Here is a 19,937-nt window from a genome sequence, read left to right on the forward strand (position 1 = left end):
TCAAGCCAGTCGTGCCCGGACCGTCAGCGCCAGGCTGTCGGCCGATAATTCTTCCAGTGTCAAACACTCGGCGCCCAGCGCCTGCGCCAGTTGCGCGGCGCGTCCCAGGCGCAGATAGCCGTTTTCGGTATCGATCACCAGCGCCGGCACGCGGCGCTCGGCCAGCACCTCCGCCAATGCCAGCGATTCGCGCCACGGATCGCCGCCTTCGCTGATCGGCACATTGCCCTTGCCGTCCGTGAGCAGCACCAGCAGCGGCGGGTTTGCCCTGGCATTGGCGCTTGCGCGCTGCAAGGTTTCCAGCGCCAGTTGCAGCGCGTGCGGCAACGGCGTGCGCCCGCCCGTGGGCAGTTCGCGCAAGCCCTGCTCGGCCAGATCGACGCTGCGCGTGGGCGCCAGCAGCAACTCGGCACGCTGGCCGCGAAACGCCACCACTGCCACTTCGTCGCGCTGCTGATAGGCGTCGGTGAGCAAATTGACCACCGCGCCCTTGAGCGCCTCCATGCGCCGCTGCGCCGCCATCGAACCCGAGGCATCGACCACGAATAGTATCAGGTTGGCACTGGTGCCCACCCGTACCTGCTGGTGCAGATCGGCGCGCGTAACCTGAACGCCGCCGTCCGCGCCGCGCAGCGCGGCGCTGCGCAAGGTGGCGCCGATGGCGATGCTGGTCGGCTGCTCGTTGGGTACCGCACGCAGCACGTGGCCGCGCGATGCCTGCCGGGCTACACTGCGGCGGCCGGCCGCACCAGGAACCGACTGCGTCTCGACCGAAATGCGCGCGGTCGGCCCGACGGCCGCGGCGGCAAATACCTGTTCATCCTGCTCGCCCCCGGACTGCTCGTTCGCCTGCGGCTGCTGGTCACTGCCGTCAGCATTCGACGCGCCATCCTGCGGTGGAGGCGACTCGTCCTGCGCCTGCTGCATCAGGTCATCGAGCTTGTCCTGGTCCAGGCCCGGTTGCTCGAACGGTTTGCGGCGGCGCCGGTGCGGCAGCACCAGTTCGGCCGCGCCGCGTATGTCCTGTGGCGTGACCTGCGTGCGGGCGTCCAGCGCGGCAATCGCGCGTGCGGTCTTGTACATGACGATGTCCGCGCGCAGGCTGGCCACTTCCAGTTCACAGCACAGGTGGCTGATCAGATCGAGCAGCGCGTCGTCGAGCTGCACTTGCGGCAGCAGCTCCTGCGCCCTGGCCAGTTTGGCCTGCAAGGCATCCTGCTGCACGCGCCAGGATTCGACATAGGCGGCAGGACCGGCCTCGAAGCCGATACGGCGGCGTACCACTTCGGCGCGCACCGCCTTTTCGCGCGGGGCGGTGACTTCCACCATCAGGCCGAAGCGATCGAGCAGTTGCGGACGCAGGTCGCCCTCTTCCAGGTTCATGGTGCCCACCAGCGTAAAGCGCGCCGGGTGGCTGACCGACAGGCCCTCGCGCTGCACGCGGTTCACGCCCATGGCGGCCACGTCCAGCAGCACGTCCACCAGGTGGTCGGCCAGCAGGTTGACTTCATCGATGTACAGCAGGCCGCGATGGGCGGCGGCCAGCAAGCCAGGCTGGAATGCTTTCTGGCCGCCGTTCAGCGCGCGCGACAGATCGAGGCTGCCCAGCACGCGGTCTTCGGTGGCGCCGAGCGGCAGCGTGACGAACGGCACCGGCGACAGACTGGTCACGCGGTCGGTTTGGCTGCAGGTTGCGCAGTGCTCGCACGGCGCGTCCACCGTGCAGTTGAAGGCGCAGCCACGGACCAGTTCAATCGGCGGCAGCACTTCGGCCAGCGCGCGCGCGGCCGTGCTCTTGGCCGTGCCCTTGTCGCCGCGTATGAGCACGCCGCCGATGCCGGGATCGACCGCGCACAGCATCAAGGCCCTGCGCAGCTGCTCTTGCCCCACGATGGCGCTGAAAGGGAAATTCGTCATCTATCAGCCTTTATCCGTTACGCGGAGTTTCGCCGCGCTCTTCCAGCAGCGCTTCGCTGCGCAGGTACAGCTCGCGCAGCCGTTCCAGCGTTTCCGGCTTCGGCTCGGCCCACATGCCGCGCGTAGCCGCTTCCAGCAGGCGCTCGGCAATGGCGTTCTGCGCCCACGGGTTGGCCTCTTGCAGGAACTGCTGCATGGTGGAGTCGAAGCCGTACGACTGCGCCACGTCCTCGTACATCCAGTCGTCCATGACCTGCGCCGTGGCGTCGTAGCCGAACAGGTAATCGACGGTGGCGGTCAATTCCAGGCCGCCCTTGTAGCCGTGGCGCTGGATGCTGGCCAGCCACTTGGGATTGATCACGCGCGAGCGGAACACGCGCATGGTCTCTTCCTTGAGGTCGCGCACCTGGGCGCGCGACGGATCGTGGCTGTCGCCAAAATAATGGCGCGGCTGCTGGCCGCTCAGCGCGCGAATGGTGGCGATCATCCCGCCATGGAATTGCAGGTAGTCGTCGCTGTCGAAAATATCGTGTTCGCGGTTGTCCTGGTTGTGCAGCGCGATCTGCACGCCGTTCAGGCGGGTGCGGAAGGCATCGCACTGGTCCGAGCCCTGGGTGCCACGCGCATACGCATAGCCGCCCCAGTTGACATACGCCTCGGCAAAATCGCCATCGGCTTCCCAGTTGCGGTGCTGGATCAGCGGCAGCACGCCAGCGCCGTACGCGCCCGGCTTGGCGCCGAAGATACGGTAGGCAGCGCGCGTTTCCGCCTCACCCTGCGCCACGCCGTCGGTCATCAGGCCGGCCAGTTCGGCCAGGTAGTGCTTGCGCACGAAGTTGTGCGTGAGCGGTTCGTCAAGCTGGATCACCTGGTTGACGGCGTCGTCCACAAGGTCGATCAGCTGCGGGAAGGCGTCGCGGAAAAAGCCGCTGATGCGGGTGGTGACGTCGATGCGCGGGCGTTTCAGTTCGTCGAGCGGAATCACTTCCACCCCGCTTACCTGGCGGCTTTCGGCACGCCACACCGGGCGCACGCCCAACAGCGCCAGGATCTGCGCGACATCGTCGCCGTGGGTGCGCATGGCGCTGGTGCCCCAGATGCTGATTGCCACGCTTTCCGGGTATTTACCGGTCTCGCGCTGGTAACGCTCCAGCACTTCGCGCGCCAGCTGCTGCCCCACGCGCCAGGCCGATTGCGACGGCACGCTGCGCGGATCAACCGAATAGAAATTGCGGCCGGTGGGCAGGATGTGCGCCATGCCGCGCGTGGGCGAACCACTGGGGCCGGCCGGCACGTAGCCGCCTGACAGGCCGTGCAGCAGGTTGTCGATTTCGTCGGTGGCGCGGGTCAGATTCGGCACCAGGTCGGTGCAGGCGAATGCCAGGATCTTGCGCAAGCCATCGAAACGCGCAGTGCCGGACGACTTCACCGGCGCCGGCGCCGCAGGTTTGACAGCGGCCACTTTGGCACGCGGCTTACCCATCTGCGACAGCACATTGGCGGTGGCTTTCAATGCAGGCTGCAAAAGCGGTGCAGCCGGCGTGGCGGTATTGAGTCCGGCAAACACCGCAGCGAGCACGCCGTCGATGCGCGCGGCGTCGTAATCGGCCTCGCCCAGCGCCGTGAACAGGCGCGCGCACAGCAGGTCCACCGCTTCCAGCGCATTGGCGCGCGAGACCACGGCGCGGCCCGAGATGCGGGCCAGCGCCGGATCGACGTTCAGGCGCCGGCCCTGCTGGTCGAGCAGCATGTCCATGTTCAGGCCGAACAAACCGGCGATTTCCGCTTGCAGCCCCGGGATATCGAGGTTGGGCAGGCGCGTAAGCGAGACCAGCATGTCGGGCATTTGCGCGTCGTCCGGGCGGCGGCCCAGGATATGCAACCCGTCGCGGATCTGCGCCGAACCGAGTTCGCACAGGTAGCCGTCGAGATCCTCGATCAGGTGGGCGACGTCGGAGCCGCCCATGGCCGACAGCGCGGCCGGCAGTTCGCCGTCGCGTGCGTGATCATGGTCATGATCGTGGCCGTGGCCATGATGATGGTCGTGACCGTGATCGTGATGATGCCCATGATCGTGCCCGTGTTTGTGCCCATGATCGTGGTCGTGATGTCCGTGCGCGTGCCCGTGGCCGTGACCATCCCCATGATCGTGGTCGTGGTCGTGGTCATGATGCAGCAACCGCATCTGCAAATCCGCATCGAGGTTGGTCTGCTTGACCAGTTCCCAGATCTGCTGCTGCAACAACGGCAGCTTGGCGGGATCGAGCACTTCGACCTGGTAGTACTCGTCCACCAGTTGCGTCAGCTGCGCCAGCGCGCCGTAGGTATCGGCCGTGGTCATCGGCGGCGTCAGGTGATCGACCACCACCGCGTGCCCGCGGCGCTTCGCTTGTGAGCCTTCGCCCGGATCGTTGATGATGAACGGATAGAACAGCGGCAAGTCGCCCAGCAGCGCGTCGGGGAAGCACTCTTCCGACAATCCGACGCCCTTCCCCGGCAGCCACTCCATGGTGCCGTGCTTGCCCACGTGGACGATGGCGTCCGCCTGCCACACGTCGCGCAGCCAGCGGTACAGGGCATAGTAATGGTGGGTGGGCGGCAGGTCGGGCTGGTGGTAGATCGCGTCCGGGTCCATGCCGTAGCCGCGCGGCGGTTGCAGCGCGACGAAAGCGTTACCGAGCTCGATGCCGGCCAGCGCCACGTGGCCTTCGTGCACATAGGCCTCGCCGGGAGCGGCGCCCCACTGCCTGGTCATCTTGTCCTGCATGGTCTGCGGCATCTCGTCGAACCACTGCTGGTACTGGGCTGCAGGCACCCGGCCGATGGCGCCGCGCATCTGTTCTGCGGTCAGGTAGATATTGTCGTACGAGCAGCGCGCCACCAGGTCGTGGATCAGCGCGGTGCCGCTTTCCGGCAGGTCGCCGATCACGTAACCGGCCTGCTTCATCGATTCGAGGATGCGCATCAGCGAAGCTGGCGCATCGAGCCCCACGGCGTTGCCGATCTGCGACGCCTTGCTGCTGGAATTGGTAAACATGAAGGCCACGCGCTTCTCCGCGTTGGGCACGCGCTTGAGGCGTGCCGCGCGCCAGGCGATGCCGGCGATGCGCGCCACGCGGTCGGGCAGCGGATCATATTCGACCGCGTCGCCCGGCATGCCGGCGCTGCGCGCCTTGAACGACAGCGGCACCGTGATGATGCGGCCGTCGAACTCCGGCAGTACCACGTTCATTGCCGCGTCGAGCGGGTTGAGGCCTCGCGCGGACTGCTCCCACTGCGGCAGGGTCATGCCGCTGGTGATCGCTTGCAGCACCGGCACATCGAGTTGCTCCAGCACGCCCACCGACCAGCCGGCCGGCGTTGGGCCACCCGGCGTGATCTCGCCCATGGCGAACGACGTGGTGTTGATCAGGACATCGACGTGGGCGCGGGTCACAGCGCCTTCAACGCTGCCGAAGTAGCGCAAGGCGTCGGGCAGCTTGCCGTTACCGTCGCTGGCGCCGGCCCGCAGCGACGCGGTAAACACCGGCAGCACATTCATGCCGCGCGCTTCGAGGGCGTTCAGCAGCGCGTCGATGAAACGCGTGTTACCGCTCATCCAGTGGGCGCGGTAGAACACGATGCCCACGCTGGGGCGCTGCGGATCGGCCAGCGCCTGCCACGCGGCCAGGTCGGCGCCAGGCGCCAGGTCCGGGTGATAAATGCCATGATCGGGCAACGCGAGCGCCGGCTCGAAACCGAAGCCGGTCAGCAGCAAATGGTCGGAGAGGAAACGCAGCAGGTGCGCCAGGTTGGCGCTGCCGCCGGCCCGGAAGTACTGCAAAGTCATATCCAGCACGTCGGAACGGACGGTAGATACGGCGGCCAGTTCGGGATCGGGCTCGCCGGTACCGCTGACGACGATCAGGTGCCGGCCGTGGCGCCGCGCATGCTCGACCAGGTCCGAAAAGCCGGGTACGCCGCCCAGGCGGCCCAGCACCCGCACCACGATCACGCGCGCTGCGCGCAGTTCGCCGTCGAGCAGTTGTGCCAGCGTGGATTCTTCACCGAGCGCCTGCAGGTTCACACCCATCACGGGGCCGAAGCCTTCGGGCATTTGAGCCTGTGCCTGGTGCAGCACGGTCAGGTCGTTGGAGGCGTGAGTGAGCAGCGCGAGATCAGACTCACTGCGGCGCAAATTTAAAGATTCGGTCATTTCGGTCCAGGTTCGCAGGTGTCGCCCACGCCCAGGCGGTGGAAGACCAGGTCGGATACTTCGCGTCCGCCCAGCAGATGTTCGTGGACGATGCGCTCGGCGTTGGCTTCATTCACGCGCTGGTACCACACGCCTTCCGGATACACGACCACCACCGGCCCCTCGAAGCGGCACGCCACCATGCAATGGGTGCGGGTACGCTTGACGGCCAGCTCGGGATAGTCGTCGATCACCTTGCCCATGTGTTCGAACACGGCCTGTGCGCGGCCTTCTTTCGGCTCGCAGCGCGGACCGACGCACATGAAGATGTGGCGGTGGTGGGTTCTCATGGAATCGGCACGCTATCAGGCGAATTTTTTGTAGAAATAGCCGGTCAACCCGCCGAGGGCCAGCCAGAACACGGCATTGGCCAGCGCGGTGGCGATGATGAATGAGCCAACCAGTTCGGCCGGCGCGGCCATCGAGTGCACCGGCGGCTGTGGCGCGCCCACCAGGTGCGGCACGAACAGCAGCGCCACGGCGCCCACCTTGAACCACACGTTGCGGCTCCAGACCAGCACGCCGAGCGCGACGGCGGTGGAGAACGCGGTGCAGATCCACCAGGCCTGGCGTGCCGACACCGGCGCGGCCAAGGTGCCCGGCAATTCGGGCGGCAGGCCAAGCGACGGCGCGATGAAGAACACGGCGTAAGCGGCCGCGCCCCACAGCATGCCGCTGCGCCACGTCACCGCACCGCCGCGCAGGCAGATCATGGCAGCCAGCAGCAGCGCGTAGCCGACACCCATGCTGACATCGGCCAGCGCCGTGTAGGCGGTGCGCTCGAAACCGTCTTCCGGCTCCCAGCCGCCATGGCTATGGACTTCTTCCGTCGCACCATGACCATCGTGGCCATGCGCGTGCGGCGCCACATCGGCGGCATGGGCATGTTCGGCGGGGGCAGGAGCAGATTCAGATGCAGGAGCGGCCTCCTGCGCCTTTTCAAAGACCTCGGCCTGCTGAATGATGGGAATCACTTGCAGGTGCTGCACACCGGTCAGCAGCAAGCCGGCGACGATGCCGGCGGCGGCAGCCGTGCGCACGATGCCGTTGAAAATGCCGGCCGGCGCCCTGGCGCCATTGCTGGCGCGGCTTAGTGGCACGGGAAGCCCGCCGAGTGGCGGCTGTCGTGGGCGGCATTGTGCAGCGCTTCCATCGACGCGAAACCGGCGCCGAACAGCAGCACGGCGCCAAGTCCGGCGGCGCACAGCGCGGGGATCATTTTTTCGCGCAGGGTGACGAGGCCGTTTTCAGCTTCGTTCGAAACTTCGGCTTGACCGGAGACGACTGGGGTGACGGGCATGATCTTCCTTCCAGGGTGCGTGGATACGTGGAAGTACGCGGAGGAAGAATAGCGGGGAAGCGGCCGGGGATGCATCGGAACGGATGAACAGGGCGGCGCAGCACTCACCCGTATCGCCCTCCGCAATACAAACGTGTTGACGGCTACTGGCTGGTTTCCGGGCTGACGAGTGGATTGCTCCTGGCAGTGCGCCTTCCCATGCTTGCGCACAGTGGCTGTTGCACTTCCTTGGCCTCGACTACCGTTGCGGGGGCAGCGCCGGCATGGCCCTGGTCGGGCGCACCGGCTTCCCATTTAAATATGCGGAACCGGATTTAACCCGATGTCCGCGCATACCAGAAGCTTGACTACCGGCGAAGTATAGGGGCGGCACAGGGGAATTGCAAGGCGTTCAGCCGTCCACCGGTGCGGCGGGCGTGGGCAAAATCAGCTGGTAAAACGCCAGGTCCAGCCAGCGCCCGAACTTGAAGGCCGCATGGCGCACGGTGCCGGCGTGGACGAAACCGAGTTGCTCGTGCAGGGCGATGCTGGCGCGGTTGTCGGCGTCGATGCCGCCAACGATGGTATGCAGGTTGGCCTGCCCTGCTGCCGCGATCACCTGCTCCAGCAGCGCGCGGCCCAGGCCCTTGCCGCGCTGGTCGCCGCGCACATACACCGAATGCTCGACCGCGTACTTGTTGGCCGGGTAGCCACGGAAGGCGCCATAGCTGGCAAAACCGAGCAGCGTGCCGCTCGCGTCTTCATAACCGATCACCGGGTAGCCGCCCGCGCGCTTGGCCGCGAACCATTTGTTCATGGTGTCCAGCGTGCGCGGATGGTATTCGTACAGCGCCGTCGAATTGGCGATGGCGTCGTTGAAGATATCGAGGATAGCTTGCGCGTGGCGTTCTTCGGTACAGCTGACGAGGTGCATGGTTGCTCCGTAAAAGATAGCCGACATGATAGTCGAAAATCCCGCAGATACAACGCTACCGGCCCGATCGGCTACGTAGCTTCACTTATTTTCTTGCTATTGAGACACAAATTTTACCTGCTGCTGTAACATCGCAGGCAGCCCTTTATCATCAGAACCAGAAGAACCATGCGCGCACCCTCGATCCGATCCCGCCTGCTGTACCTCGTGGTGGCGTGCATCGTGCCGGCATCGCTGATGGCGATCCTGCTGATCGCTTACGATTACACGCAGGCGCGCGCCGCCTTCATCACCGGCGCCATGGCCACCGCGCGCGCCAATGCGACCGACGTGGACAAGGAGTTCGCCACCGTGGAGGCGGCGCTGCGCGCATTGGCCACCTCGCCCGACCTGGCGCGCAACGACCTGGCCGCATTCTACGCGCAGGCGCGCGGCCTGGCGGCCGCCCAGAACATGCTCAACATCGTGCTGGAAAATGCCGGCGGCCAGCAACTGCTCAACACCTTTGTGCCATACGGCGCCGCACTGCCGCCGTCCAAGGTGGGGCCGGCGCTGCGCCACATCCAGCAGCACGAGGCGACGGCGATATCGAACCTGTTCGTGGCCGCCGTCTCGCAGCGCCACGTGGCGTCGATCGGCATACCGGTGCGGTACCCGGCGGACCGGCCGGACACCGTGGGAGCGCTCAGCGCCTCCGTCACGGTGGAGCGCTTCAACGCCCTGCTGGCCCAGCAAAGCTATCCGCAGCACTGGATCACCAGCATTCTCGATCGCGAAGGCATCGTGGTCGCACGCAGCCAGGACATGCAGCGCTTTGTCGGCCACCAGGCGCTGCCCGAAGTGATGAAGCGCATGCACGAAGGTTTCGAAGGCGCGATCGAAACCAGCACTCTCGATGGCAAACCGATCCTGGCCGTGATGACACGCGCGGGCGCTTCCGGCTGGACGGTAGGCATCGGCATTCCGCTCGAAGTGCTGAACGCGGAACTCAATCGCAAGCTATGGCTGCTGGTACTGGTGACCGTCGTCATGCTGGTGGCAAGCCTGCTCACTGCCTGGCGCATCGGCAACCGCATCACGCAGTCGATCGGCGCGCTGGTGGCGCCGGCCATGGCGCTGGGGCGCGGCGAACCGGTGGTCGCAGCCAGATACGGTCTGCGCGAGGCCAACGAGGTGGGCAACGCGCTGGTCGATGCGGCGCGCATGCACGCGCTGGCGCGCCACCAGGCCACGCACGATCCGCTCACCGGCCTGGCCAACCGCGCCATGTTTTCCGAGTTCCTGGAGCGGCAGGTGGAATTGTGCGCGCGCTCGGGCGCGCCCTTGTCCCTGCTCTACCTGGACCTCGACCGCTTCAAGCATATCAACGACACCTACGGTCACGGCGCCGGCGACGTGCTGCTCACCGGCGCCGCTGCGCGCCTGGGCGCGGAACTGCGCAAGTCGGACCTGGCGGCGCGCCTGGGCGGCGACGAATTCGCCGTGGTACTAGTGGGCAGCGACGCTGCCGATACCGCGCTCGTGGTGGCAAAACTGGAAACCAGCCTGGGCCTGCCGCACCGCATCGAAGGACACGACCTGGTGGCCGGTGCCAGCATCGGCGTGGCGATGCTGCAGGCGCCGGGTAATACGCCGCGCAAGCCGGTCACCGCCGCGGAACTGGTGGCCGACGCCGACGACGCCATGTACCGGCGCAAGGCCGCACGCAAGCTCGCCGTGCAGAGTTAATTTGGTCCGGCCGCTTCGATGTAGATCTCGTCGGCACAGCCCTGCACCCGCGCCGGCGCCGGCTGGGCGTTGCCCACCATGGCCGCCAGGTCGCGGTCGGTGCCGAATTCCAGCGGCAGCGACACCCGGATCTCCTGCAGGTACTTGCGCTGGCTGCACACCAGCGTCAGACTGGCGGCTACCTTCTCGCCATGGCGCGCTTTCACGCGTGCGAAAAAGTCGTCCACCCGGATGCTCTTGCCGGTGCTGCCCAGGATGATTTTGCCCACTTCCGAATCGTTGACCACCCGCACCGCCGATACGGCCTTGATGAAGTAGTCGTCCGGGCCCAGTTCCTGGCACTTGCCATGCTTGTTCCATTCATACGCCCCGAAGGTGCGCTCGTAATAGAAGTTGGGCATCCACGGCGCCACCTTGGCAATGGTGTCCTTGGACAGCGAGAATGGCGGGCCTTCGCAGCTGCCATAGCGCGTGCCGCACTCCTTCTTGTTGGGCCACAGGCCGTGCAGGCTCAGCGTCTTCGCTTCCAGCTTGCCGCCGTTCATGGCGTCGCATTCGGGCTTGGTGCCCTTGAACGGGAAGTGTTCGCAAAAGCCCGGCTGCCAGGTCACGGCCAGCACGTAGCTGTCCTGGCGGTTCGCGATGCTGCACGACCCGCCGTCTGCCGCCGGATCGCTGCCGCGCGGCTGCCGGGTGGAGCGCGCCTCCATCGGTTCGAGCACCGCCGCGCCGCAGTCGCGCTGCACCCAGCGCAGCTTCGGCTCGGCGCCCGGCACTTCCACCCGCACCCAGTCGTAGTCCGCCTTGTTGATCTCGCGCACCGTGTAGCCCTGGCCTGCCGTCACCTGCGCGGCACCCGGATTGGTGCGCTTGGCAAACGACGCGTAGGCCTCGCAGCTCCTGTTGGCAGTGAAAGTGCCGGTAGCCGCTTCGCTGGCGGCGGCGCCAGTGGCAAAGCACGCAAGCAGGATGGTCAGGGTAATGCGCAACATGGATAACTCCGCAGGAATGGTAGCCGGCATTGTAGCCGAGCGCCGGCGCACCGAAGCCGGCGTTGTCGATTAGCCACGCCGCGAGCAAAATGGTAGCGCATGACATTTTGCGAAATCTTTCTGTTGACAACAACTTGGCAACGCTTCTACACTCAAATGGTCGCGGTACCATAACAAATACAGGGCTGCGGCAGATAACAAAAAAGCAGTCAAAAAAACCATTAGGAGACAGCAATGCCCAGTACCCTCACCCCAACCGGCGGTGGCCGCCGCGTGCCTGCCCGCCTGGCCTGTGGACTCACCATGATGGCCGGCCTGATCGCCCAGGCCTATGCCCAGCAACCCACCGCACCCACCGCCCCGGTGGACGAAGCGACGATCCAGAAGGTGGAGGTGAGCGGCTACCGCAACAGCCTGATCTCGTCGGCCAAGGACAAGAAGGAAGCGGTAGGCTTCCAGGATTCGATCAACGCCGAGGACTTCGGCAAATTCCCGGACAAGAATATCGCCGAGTCCCTCAGCCGCATTCCCGGCGTGGGCGTCTCGCGCGACGTCACCGGCGAAGGCATGAACATCCAGATTCGCGGCCTCGGTTCGAGCTTCACCAAGATCCTGCTGAACAATGCGCAGATCGCGGTGGCGTCGTCCGGCCCGATCGATGGCCAGAACAGCAACCGCGAGGTCGATCTCGATCTGCTGCCCACCGACCTGTTCACCAAGCTCACGGTGAGCAAGAGCCCATCGGCCAGCATGCTCGAAGGCGGCGCCGCCGGCGTGGTGAACCTGCGCAGCGCGCGCCCGTTCGACAAGGAAGGCCGCACCGTGGCCATGAGCGTGACCGGCACCCGCAACCAGATCGCCGACAAGACCGGGGGCCGGGGTTCGCTGCTGGCCAGCCAGACCTGGGGCAAGACCTTCGGCATCCTGGGCGGCATTTCGGTGTCGCGCCAGGAGATCCGCACCACCGGTTTCGAATCGGTGGGCTGGACCAACCCGAACCTGAGCGCCACCCAGAACACGTCGCCCACCCGCAACAACACCGGCGGCGGCAACTGGAACATCCCGGCCGTGGTGCCGGCCAACGCCGGCAACGGGCTGGTGCCGGGCACGGTGATCGACCAAGCCTTCCTGCTGCAGCACAATCCGGGTCTTACCATCGAGCAGATCGACAACGCCATCCTGCCGCGCCTGGGCCGCACCATGGACTACTTCGGCACCAAGGACAAGCTCTCGGCGATTTTCAGCAGCGAATACCGCCCGACCGACGACCTGCACTTCTACGTCGACACGATGTACAGCAAGCGTGACGACAAGGCCCAGCGCGTGGCCTACAACTGGGCCGTGCGCAACAACGGCGTCATCCCGCTCAACATGACCGTGGACCGCAGCGATTGCAGCGCCGGCTGCACCGTCACCGGCGGCACTTTTGCCAACTCGCTCAACTTCATCGAGTACGGCCCGCGCCGCGACAAGGTGGACCTGCTGGGCATCAACCCCGGCATGGAATGGACCATTACGCCCAAGCTGAAACTCGACGCGCAAGTGAACTACACGCGCAGCCGCTTTACCCACGAAGCGCCGACGGTGATGCCGATCACGCCTGCCAACAGCGGCAACACGGTCACCTATGACAACAACGGCGGCGGCATCCCGAACATCACCTCCAGCCTCGATCTGAACAACCCGGGCAACTATGCGTGGGCCGGCGGCCGCGTGAACATCGCCAACGAGCTGCGCGAAACCCGCACCAAGGGCGCCCACACGGATCTGACCTGGGGCGACCGCGCCTTCAACATCAAGGCCGGTATCGCCTACGACGATATCAACCGCCGCATCCGCGCCCAGGAAAATTCGGCCGCGTGGCAGGCCGCCGTGTGCGGCAACAACCCGAGCGTGCTGCTGGCCGGCCCCAATGGCGGCCCTGCCTGCAACGGCGCCAATACGCCGGGCGCCAGCGCCGCCGCGCTGTACCCGGGCTTCGGCACCGGCTACACCGCCGGCCGCACCGACGCCCTCACCTACGGCGGCTCGCTGATCCCGCAAAGCGCGCTCGCCAGCTACATCGTGCCCGGCCCGTACGGCCGCCCGATCATCGACTGGGACCGCTTCCGCAAGGATTCCAACTACGACACGTACAACAACAACGCACCGTACGCCACGTCGTCGTCCACCGGCGCCAGCGCCGGCTTCATCGCCGAAAAAACCACCGGCATCTACACCGAACTCAATGGCGAAGCCAAGCCGTGGGGCCTGGACCTGCGCTACAACGCCGGCATCCGCTACGTGCGCACCCGCCAGGAGGTGGGCTCGTACAATTCGTTTGCCGATCCGCGCAACGCCACCCTGCCGCTCAACGGCAGCAAGTACCCGAACGTGGACCAGTGGGTGTACCAGGAGACCACCTACAACAACACGCTGCCGTCGGCCACCGCCGCCCTCAACCTGCGCAGCGACATCGTGGCCCGCGCCGCCGTCTCGCGCAGCATGACGCGCGCCGACCCGAACGCGTTGCGCCCCGGCATCAACTTCTCCTCGCCGTCGGCGGACATCGGCACCATCGGCAATCCCACCCTGAAACCGTACCTGTCCGATAATATCGACCTGGGGCTGGACTGGTACACGGGCCGCGAAGGTTACGTGAGCGCCACCGTGTTCCAGAAAAAGGTGGACGGCTTCACCGCCAACGAGAACCTGACGCTGCCGTTTTCCGACCTGGCGGCCTTCGGCATCAACTACAACAACCTCACGCCCAACCAGCAAAGCGCGATCAACGACCGCGGTGGCCCGAACGCCGCCAACGTGGTCATGACGCGCACCCGCAATGCCAGCGGCAAGCTGCGCATCCGCGGCCTGGAACTGGGCTGGGTGCAGCCGCTCGACAAGCTGCTGCCGTTCAAGGGCCTGGGCTTCAACGAAACCGTCACCTTCATCACCCAGCGCGCCAGTGGCGAAGGCAGCGAGGGCTTCGTGGCGCTGGGAGTACCGAAGCGTACCAACAACTTCTCGCTTTTTTACGAGAATTACGGCTACTCGGCGCGCCTGTCGCACACGTTCTCCAAGGGCAGCCAGGTCTCTACCGGCAACCAGAACGGCATCACGCTGGCCAACCTGTACGTGAACGACTACAAGCAGCTCGATTTCTCGTCGAGCATCGACCTGGAACAGGTGCTGGACCGCGACGGCTGGCCGACGCTGACCTTCGACATCGTCAACCTGAACCGCGACGCGAAGCAGACCTACTTCCAGTTTTCGAACGCCCGCTTTACCGAGTACGCTCCCGGCCGCACCTATTCCTTCGGCTTGCGCAAGAAGTTCTGATGTGTCGCTCCCTGCTCCCTTGTTGACTCAAGGAGCAGTTTATGGGCACCGCCGCCGGGTGGCGGCGGTGCTTCTTTTTTGACAGACTCCGAGGATAACCACGATGACCCTGTGCGCATCGACCCGCCGCGCCTTTTATGCGTTGTGCGCCATTGCCGTAATCGGCATTTCTACCGACACAGCCGCCGCTGCGTCCAACCCGCCGCATCTGCGCCAGCAAGGCACGGCTACCCAGCTCATGGTCGATGACCGGCCATTCCTGGTGCTGGGCGGCGAACTGCATAACTCGTCCGCCTCGCACCTGCCCTACCTCAACCGGCTGTGGCCCGCCCTGAAAAAAGCGGAGCTCAACACCGTGCTGGCGCCAGTGCAGTGGGACCAGGTGGAACCGGAGGAAGGCCGCTACGACTTCACGGTGCTGGACGGCATGCTGAAACAGGCCCGCGCCAACGACATGCGCCTGATCCTGCTATGGTTCGGCGCCTGGAAAAACTCGATGTCCACCTATGTGCCGCCGTATGTCAAGCGCGATACCAGGCGCTTCCCGCGCGCGCAGAACCGCGCGGGCGCCGCTCAGGAAATCCTGTCGCCTTTCGGCGAACAGACCTTGCAGCGCGATACCGCTGCTTTCCGCGCGCTGCTGGCGCACCTCAGGCAGGCCGACACCCAGCACACCGTGGTCATGGTGCAGGTGGAAAACGAGATCGGCATGTTGCCGGACGTGCGCGACTTCGGCCCGCTGGCCAATGCCGCCCTGGCCGGCCAGGTGCCGAAGCGCCTGCTCGACTACCTGCAAGCCCATCGCACCACCCTGCATCCGTCGCTGCTGGCCTTGTGGAATGCGCAGGGCCAGCGCACCAGCGGTACCTGGGCCGAGGTGTTCGGGACGTCAACCGGCGCCGAAGAGGTGTTCCAGGCGTGGGCATACGCGGCGTTCGTGGAAATCATGAGCGCGGCCGGCAAAGCCGCGTACCCGATTCCGCTGTACGTGAACGCTGCGCTCAACCGGCCGGGCAAGAAGCCGGGCGAGTACCCGAGCGCCGGTCCGCTGCCGCACCTGTTCGATGTCTGGAAGGCGGCAGCGCCATCGCTCGACCTGCTGGCGATCGACACCTATTTCCCCAACTTCACCGACTGGGCGCCGCAGTTCAAGCGCCACGACAACCCGCTGTTCGTGCCGGAGGCCGACAACGCCGGCCGCCACGACGCCGCCGCCAAGGCCTTTTATGCCATCGGCGAGCACGACGCCTTCGGCTTTTCGCCGTTCGGCATCGAGGACAGCACCGGTCTTGGCGATGACACCCTGCCCGCCGCCTACCGCCTGCTGCGGCAACTGGCGCCGGTGATCAACCAGCACCAGGGCGCCGGCCGCACGCGCGGCTTCAAGTCGCGTGTATCGTACGACGGCGTGGTCGATGCAGCCCCGCAGCAGGCCACCATGGGCGGCGTCACTTTGAACGTGGCCTTCGGTAATCCGTGGGCCAAGGCCGACAACAAGGACATCGAATCGTTCGGCGGCCTGGTGATACGTCTGGCCGACGACGAATTTCTCATCGCCGGCAAAGGCCTGACTGTCACCTTCAAGGACGCCACCGGCGCCGGAGAGAGCATCGGCCTGGAACTGGTCACCGAAGGAAGCTACGAGAACGGCAAATGGGTGCCGGGACGCTGGCTCAATGGCGACGAGATCCACCAGGGCCGCCAGGTGATGCTGGTAACGGGCGCCTTTACCGCGCAACGGGTCAAGCTGTACCGCTACAAGTAGCGCGTAGCGCAGCAGTTGTACGACGACCGGAAGCAAACGGTGGAAATATGCTAAAGTGTTACCGCAACCATCGGTCGATGGTTGCCTAACATTTCCAGTGATATTTTCCAGCTAAGGTAGTCCCGCAATGAATAAATTGGCGCCAGAAGAGCGCAGCCAGCCGACGATGCACGACGTGGCGCGGCTGGCTGGCGTGTCGCCGATGACGGTATCGCGCGTCATGAATGGCAAGGACACGGTCCACGCCAAAACCCGCAAGAAGGTCGCCGACGCGGCGGCCGCGCTCAACTACATGCCCAACCAGGAAGCGCGCAAGCTGGCCGGCGCGCGGCCGATGCGCATCGGTTTCTTGTACAGCAATCCCAGCGCCGGCTACCTGAGCGCCTTGCTGGTCGGCCTGTTGAACCAGTCCAGCATCCACAATATGCAGCTGTTCGTGGAAAAAGGCGATGGCCAGGCTCACCAGCTCGAACAGATCGAACGCCTGATCGGCAACAACCTCGATGGCATCATCCTGCCGCCGCCGCTCGGCGACGATCCGGCCATCCTGGCGCGCCTGAAAAGCGCCGGCGCGCCGGTGGTGACCGTGGCCTGCGGCCAGCCCGATCCCGACGTGAGCCCGGTCAGTTCCGTCAGCATCGACGACTACCTGGCTGCCTACCAGATGACGCGCCAGCTGATTGGCCTGGGCCACCACCGCATCGGCTTCATCGCCGGCGACGGCAACCAGACCGCCAGCGCGCGGCGCCTGGCCGGCCACCAGGCTGCGCTGCAGGAAGCGGGCGCCGATACCGCGCCCGAGCTGGTCGTGCCAGGTTTGTACACCTATCGTTCGGGACTGGAAGCGGCGGAAGCGTTGTTGGCGCTGGCAGAACGTCCTACCGCCATTTTCGCCAGCAACGACGACATGGCGGCAGCCACGGTGGCGGTGGCCCACCGGCTGGGCATGGACGTGCCGGGAGACTTGACGGTGGTCGGCTTCGACGATACCGCGCTGGCCACCACCATCTGGCCGGCATTGACCACCGTGCACCAGCCGATCACCGACATGGCCGGCGAAGCGGCACGCCTGCTGCAACGGCAAATCCGCCGCCAGCGCGACGGCGCACCACTGAAACCCGAACACCTGTTGATGAATTTCTCGCTGATCCGGCGCCAGTCCGACGCCGCCCCGCGCGTGCGCCCGCCGGCGCACTTCATGCCACCACAGGCGCCGCGCCCTGTGGACGCGGAAATGGCGTCGGCTACCCCACCATCAGCTTGACGGATTTGAGCAGCGCCGAATCGGGGCCGGCGTGGATGGTGAAGCTGCCAGGCTCCACCAAGCGTTCCATCCGCACATTGTAGAACGACAGGTCCGCCGGCTTGATATCGAACGACAGCGTGCGGCGCTCGCCCGGTTGCAGGGTCACGCGCTTGAAGGCCTTCAGTTCCAGCACCGGCCGCGTGACCGAGCTGATATCGTCGCGGATGTAAATCTGCACCACCTCGTCGCCGGCGACCTTGCCGGTATTGACCACGTCCACTTCCACCGTGGTGCTCTCGCTGACGCCGATACGGGCCTTGCCCAGGCGCGGTTCCGAGATGGAGAACGTGGTGTAACTGAGACCGAAGCCGAACGGGAACAGCGGTTTGGTCGAGCCGTCGATGTAACCGCGCCGCGCCGACGGCTTGTGGTTGTAGAAGATCGGCAGCTGGCCCACGCTGCGCGCGATCGACACCGGCAGCTTGCCGCCCGGGTTGGCGCGGCCGAACAGGATGTCGGCAACCGCGTTGCCGGTCTCCTGCCCCATGTACCAGCCTTCCACCAGCGCGTCGGCCTTTTCCGCCAGCAGGTTGACCGACAGCGGCCGGCCGTTGAGCAGGAACACCACGGTCGGTTTGCCCAGCGCGAAAATGGCGCGCGCCAGGTCGTTCTGCTGGCCCATCAGGTCCAGCGTCTCGCGGTCGCCCAGGTGATTGTCGGCCCACGCTTCGCGGCTGGTCTGCTCGTTGTCGCCCAGGACCATGATGATGGTGTCGGCGTGCTTTGCCGCCGCCACCGCCTCGGCGATCAGCTTCGCATTGACTTCCGGCGCAACGAACTTGATCTCGTCCTGGCCCCAGATGCGGCTTTCGGTGATGCGCACGCCTTCGGCATAGGCCAGCTCGAAGCCCTGGGCCCGGCTCTCGGCCTGCAAGCCCTCGTACACCGACACCACGTGGCGCGGAATGTCGGAGTAGCCGCCGATCGGCGTGTCCTTGGCATGGGTACCGAGCAGCAGCACCTTGCCCACCTTCTTGCCGTCGAGCGGCAGCAGGCCCTTGTCGTTTTTCAGCAGCACCGGCGTGCGAGTGGCGGCCAGGCGCGCCAGTGCTACCGCGTCGGCAGTGGCGGTCAGGCTGTCGGCGCGGTTGGCGTCCACGTAAGGCTGCTCGAACAGGCCGGCCTGGAACTTGAGTTTTAAAATGCGGCGCACCACGGTGTCGATTTCCTTGACCGCCACGCGCTTTTCCTTGACCAGCGCGGCCAGCGACAGGTAGCCCAGCGGGTCCGGCGTTTCGATATCGACGCCGGCCTTGATCGCATAGTAGCCCGCCTCTTTCGGATCCGCGGCCAGCTTGTGGCGCGTGACCAGTTCATTGATGCCGAAGTAGTCGGACACCGTCACGCCCTGGAAGCCCCACTCCTCGCGCAGCACCTTGTGCAGCAGCCAGTGGCTGGCGTGCGACGGAATGCCGCCGATCTCGTTATACGACGGCATCACTGCCGCCACGTTGGTCTCGCGGATCAGGCGCTCGAACGGCGGGAAAAAGTCTTCGCGCAGGGTGCGCTCGCTCACTTCGGCGGGGCCGATGTTGGTGCCGTTTTCCGGCTGGCCGTGACCGGTCATGTGCTTGAGCGTGACGAACACCTTGTCTTTGGCCAGCACCGGGTCTTCGCCGGCAAAGCCGATCACCGCCGCCTTGCCGATTTCGGCGCACAGGTGGGCGTCTTCGCCGTAGGTTTCCTCGATGCGGCCCCAGCGCGGTTCGCGCGCCACGTCCACCACGGGCGCCAGCGCCAGGTTGGCGCCGCGCGCGCGCATCTCGCGCGCCGCCACGCTGAACACCTGTTTGGTGAGCTCCGGGTCGAACGACGAAGCCAGGCCGATCGCCTGCGGGAAGCTGGTGGCGTCGCGCGCCACGTAGCCGTGCAGCGCTTCTTCGTGCATGAACAGCGGGATGCCGAGGCGGGTCTGCTCCACCGCCCATTTTTGCGCGGCATTGGTGTACACGGCGGTTTCCAGCGCCGTGCGGTTCTTGACGCCGCCGGTATCGCCGGCGCCGGCGGCCTGGCCCAGCTGGCGGTCGGACGGACGGCCGATCATGCCGATACCGTGCGGGTAGGCCTGTTTGGCTTTCGCAGCGGAGAACTCGCCGCTGGCATCCTGGATCTCGGTCTTCTTCTGCCATACGCACAGCATCTGGGCGATTTTCTCTTCCAGCGTCATGCGGCCCAGCAGGTCGTTTACCCGGCGGTCCAGCGGCAAGGCGGCGTCCTTGTAGGGTACGTTGACGGACGTGGCAGCGAAGGCCATCGGCGCCGACACCATGGACAGGCCGGCGACGCCGGTCATCGAGGACAGGAAGTCCCTGCGGTTGGTTTTCATGCTTGTCTCCATATTTTTTATGTGGGTACTACAAACGCTCAACGTCCCCGGCTGGGTTTATTGGGGGCATAGGTCCAGCCAGCTGGCGGTGATCTTGTCCGGCGCGGCGGGATTCCGCCTTGGTCTCGCGGCCAGAGT

At 65.8% G+C, this 19,937-nt stretch carries 12 protein-coding genes and 1 riboswitch; of the genes, 4 read left to right on the forward strand and 8 right to left on the reverse strand.

Annotated elements, in window-relative coordinates; all coding sequences use genetic code 11:
- The 6 genes from SR858_RS13235 to SR858_RS13260 form a co-directional block, all read right to left on the reverse strand.
- Positions 1-1,917, reverse strand: coding sequence for a putative cobaltochelatase (locus tag SR858_RS13235; protein ID WP_019921272.1), 1,917 nt, complete (start codon positions 1,915-1,917; stop codon positions 1-3).
- 10 nt (positions 1,918-1,927) lie between these two features.
- Positions 1,928-6,112, reverse strand: a complete 4,185-nt coding sequence (locus SR858_RS13240; protein ID WP_040377600.1) for a cobaltochelatase subunit CobN — start codon at positions 6,110-6,112, stop codon at positions 1,928-1,930.
- The gene (locus SR858_RS13245) at positions 6,109-6,441 is read right to left on the reverse strand and encodes a (2Fe-2S) ferredoxin domain-containing protein (RefSeq protein WP_040377602.1); all 333 of its coding nucleotides are present in this window, start codon (positions 6,439-6,441) and stop codon (positions 6,109-6,111) included. The genes SR858_RS13240 and SR858_RS13245 overlap by 4 nt, the downstream gene beginning before the upstream one ends.
- 15 nt (positions 6,442-6,456) lie before the next feature.
- Entirely contained in the window at positions 6,457-7,251 is a 795-nt protein-coding gene (locus SR858_RS13250; protein ID WP_019921275.1) for a CbtA family protein, read from the reverse strand.
- The gene (locus SR858_RS13255; protein ID WP_019921276.1) at positions 7,242-7,451 is read right to left on the reverse strand and encodes a CbtB domain-containing protein; all 210 of its coding nucleotides are present in this window, start codon (positions 7,449-7,451) and stop codon (positions 7,242-7,244) included. The genes SR858_RS13250 and SR858_RS13255 overlap by 10 nt, the downstream gene beginning before the upstream one ends.
- A gap of 131 nt (positions 7,452-7,582) precedes the next feature.
- A riboswitch (cobalamin riboswitch) is annotated at positions 7,583-7,789 on the reverse strand.
- Positions 7,790-7,842: 53 nt separating this feature from the next.
- Positions 7,843-8,364, reverse strand: a complete 522-nt coding sequence (locus tag SR858_RS13260) for a GNAT family N-acetyltransferase (protein ID WP_019921277.1) — start codon at positions 8,362-8,364, stop codon at positions 7,843-7,845.
- Positions 8,365-8,532: 168 nt separating this feature from the next.
- Between SR858_RS13260 and SR858_RS13265 the strand changes: the two genes are divergently transcribed.
- Complete coding sequence (locus SR858_RS13265; RefSeq protein WP_019921278.1) at positions 8,533-10,092, forward strand: sensor domain-containing diguanylate cyclase; 1,560 nt, start codon at positions 8,533-8,535, stop codon at positions 10,090-10,092.
- On the opposite strand, the gene SR858_RS13270 is transcribed toward SR858_RS13265, so the two are convergent.
- Positions 10,089-11,084: a ribonuclease T2 family protein gene (locus tag SR858_RS13270; protein WP_019921279.1), complete on the reverse strand. Its 996-nt coding sequence runs from the start codon at positions 11,082-11,084 to the stop codon at positions 10,089-10,091. The genes SR858_RS13265 and SR858_RS13270 overlap by 4 nt on opposite strands.
- Positions 11,085-11,318: 234 nt before the next feature.
- On the opposite strand from SR858_RS13270, the gene SR858_RS13275 reads away from it, so the two are divergent.
- The 3 genes from SR858_RS13275 to SR858_RS13285 all read left to right on the forward strand — a co-directional run bounded on the left by SR858_RS13275 (position 11,319) and on the right by SR858_RS13285 (position 17,431).
- Positions 11,319-14,402: a TonB-dependent receptor gene (locus tag SR858_RS13275; protein ID WP_019921280.1), complete on the forward strand. Its 3,084-nt coding sequence runs from the start codon at positions 11,319-11,321 to the stop codon at positions 14,400-14,402.
- Between the two features lie 103 nt (positions 14,403-14,505).
- Positions 14,506-16,167, forward strand: coding sequence for a GH35 family beta-galactosidase (locus SR858_RS13280; protein ID WP_019921281.1), 1,662 nt, complete (start codon positions 14,506-14,508; stop codon positions 16,165-16,167).
- A gap of 127 nt (positions 16,168-16,294) precedes the next feature.
- A complete protein-coding gene (locus tag SR858_RS13285; RefSeq protein WP_019921282.1) occupies positions 16,295-17,431 on the forward strand; it encodes a LacI family DNA-binding transcriptional regulator in 1,137 nt (378 codons plus the stop codon).
- Here SR858_RS13285 and SR858_RS13290 read toward each other — a convergent pair.
- The gene (locus SR858_RS13290; protein WP_019921283.1) at positions 17,412-19,799 is read right to left on the reverse strand and encodes a glycoside hydrolase family 3 N-terminal domain-containing protein; all 2,388 of its coding nucleotides are present in this window, start codon (positions 19,797-19,799) and stop codon (positions 17,412-17,414) included. The genes SR858_RS13285 and SR858_RS13290 overlap by 20 nt on opposite strands.
- Positions 19,800-19,937: the final 138 nt, after the last annotated feature.

Origin of the sequence: Duganella zoogloeoides (assembly GCF_034479515.1) — a bacterium.
GTDB classification, from domain to species: Bacteria; Pseudomonadota; Gammaproteobacteria; order Burkholderiales; family Burkholderiaceae_D; genus Rugamonas; species Rugamonas zoogloeoides.

Bases quoted from the DNA above. Each gene is read 5' to 3' on its own strand.
- SR858_RS13265 (WP_019921278.1), top strand. From the start codon at position 8,533: ATGCGCGCACCCTCGATCCGATCCCGCCTGCTGTACCTCGTGGTGGCG.
- SR858_RS13235 (WP_019921272.1), bottom strand. From the start codon at position 1,917: ATGACGAATTTCCCTTTCAGCGCCATCGTGGGGCAAGAGCAGCTGCGC.
- SR858_RS13260 (WP_019921277.1), bottom strand. From the start codon at position 8,364: ATGCACCTCGTCAGCTGTACCGAAGAACGCCACGCGCAAGCTATCCTC.
- SR858_RS13290 (WP_019921283.1), bottom strand. From the start codon at position 19,799: ATGAAAACCAACCGCAGGGACTTCCTGTCCTCGATGACCGGCGTCGCC.
- SR858_RS13245 (WP_040377602.1), bottom strand. From the start codon at position 6,441: ATGAGAACCCACCACCGCCACATCTTCATGTGCGTCGGTCCGCGCTGC.
- SR858_RS13255 (WP_019921276.1), bottom strand. From the start codon at position 7,451: ATGCCCGTCACCCCAGTCGTCTCCGGTCAAGCCGAAGTTTCGAACGAA.
- SR858_RS13275 (WP_019921280.1), top strand. From the start codon at position 11,319: ATGCCCAGTACCCTCACCCCAACCGGCGGTGGCCGCCGCGTGCCTGCC.
- SR858_RS13280 (WP_019921281.1), top strand. From the start codon at position 14,506: ATGACCCTGTGCGCATCGACCCGCCGCGCCTTTTATGCGTTGTGCGCC.
- SR858_RS13285 (WP_019921282.1), top strand. From the start codon at position 16,295: ATGAATAAATTGGCGCCAGAAGAGCGCAGCCAGCCGACGATGCACGAC.
- SR858_RS13270 (WP_019921279.1), bottom strand. From the start codon at position 11,084: ATGTTGCGCATTACCCTGACCATCCTGCTTGCGTGCTTTGCCACTGGC.
- SR858_RS13240 (WP_040377600.1), bottom strand. From the start codon at position 6,112: ATGACCGAATCTTTAAATTTGCGCCGCAGTGAGTCTGATCTCGCGCTG.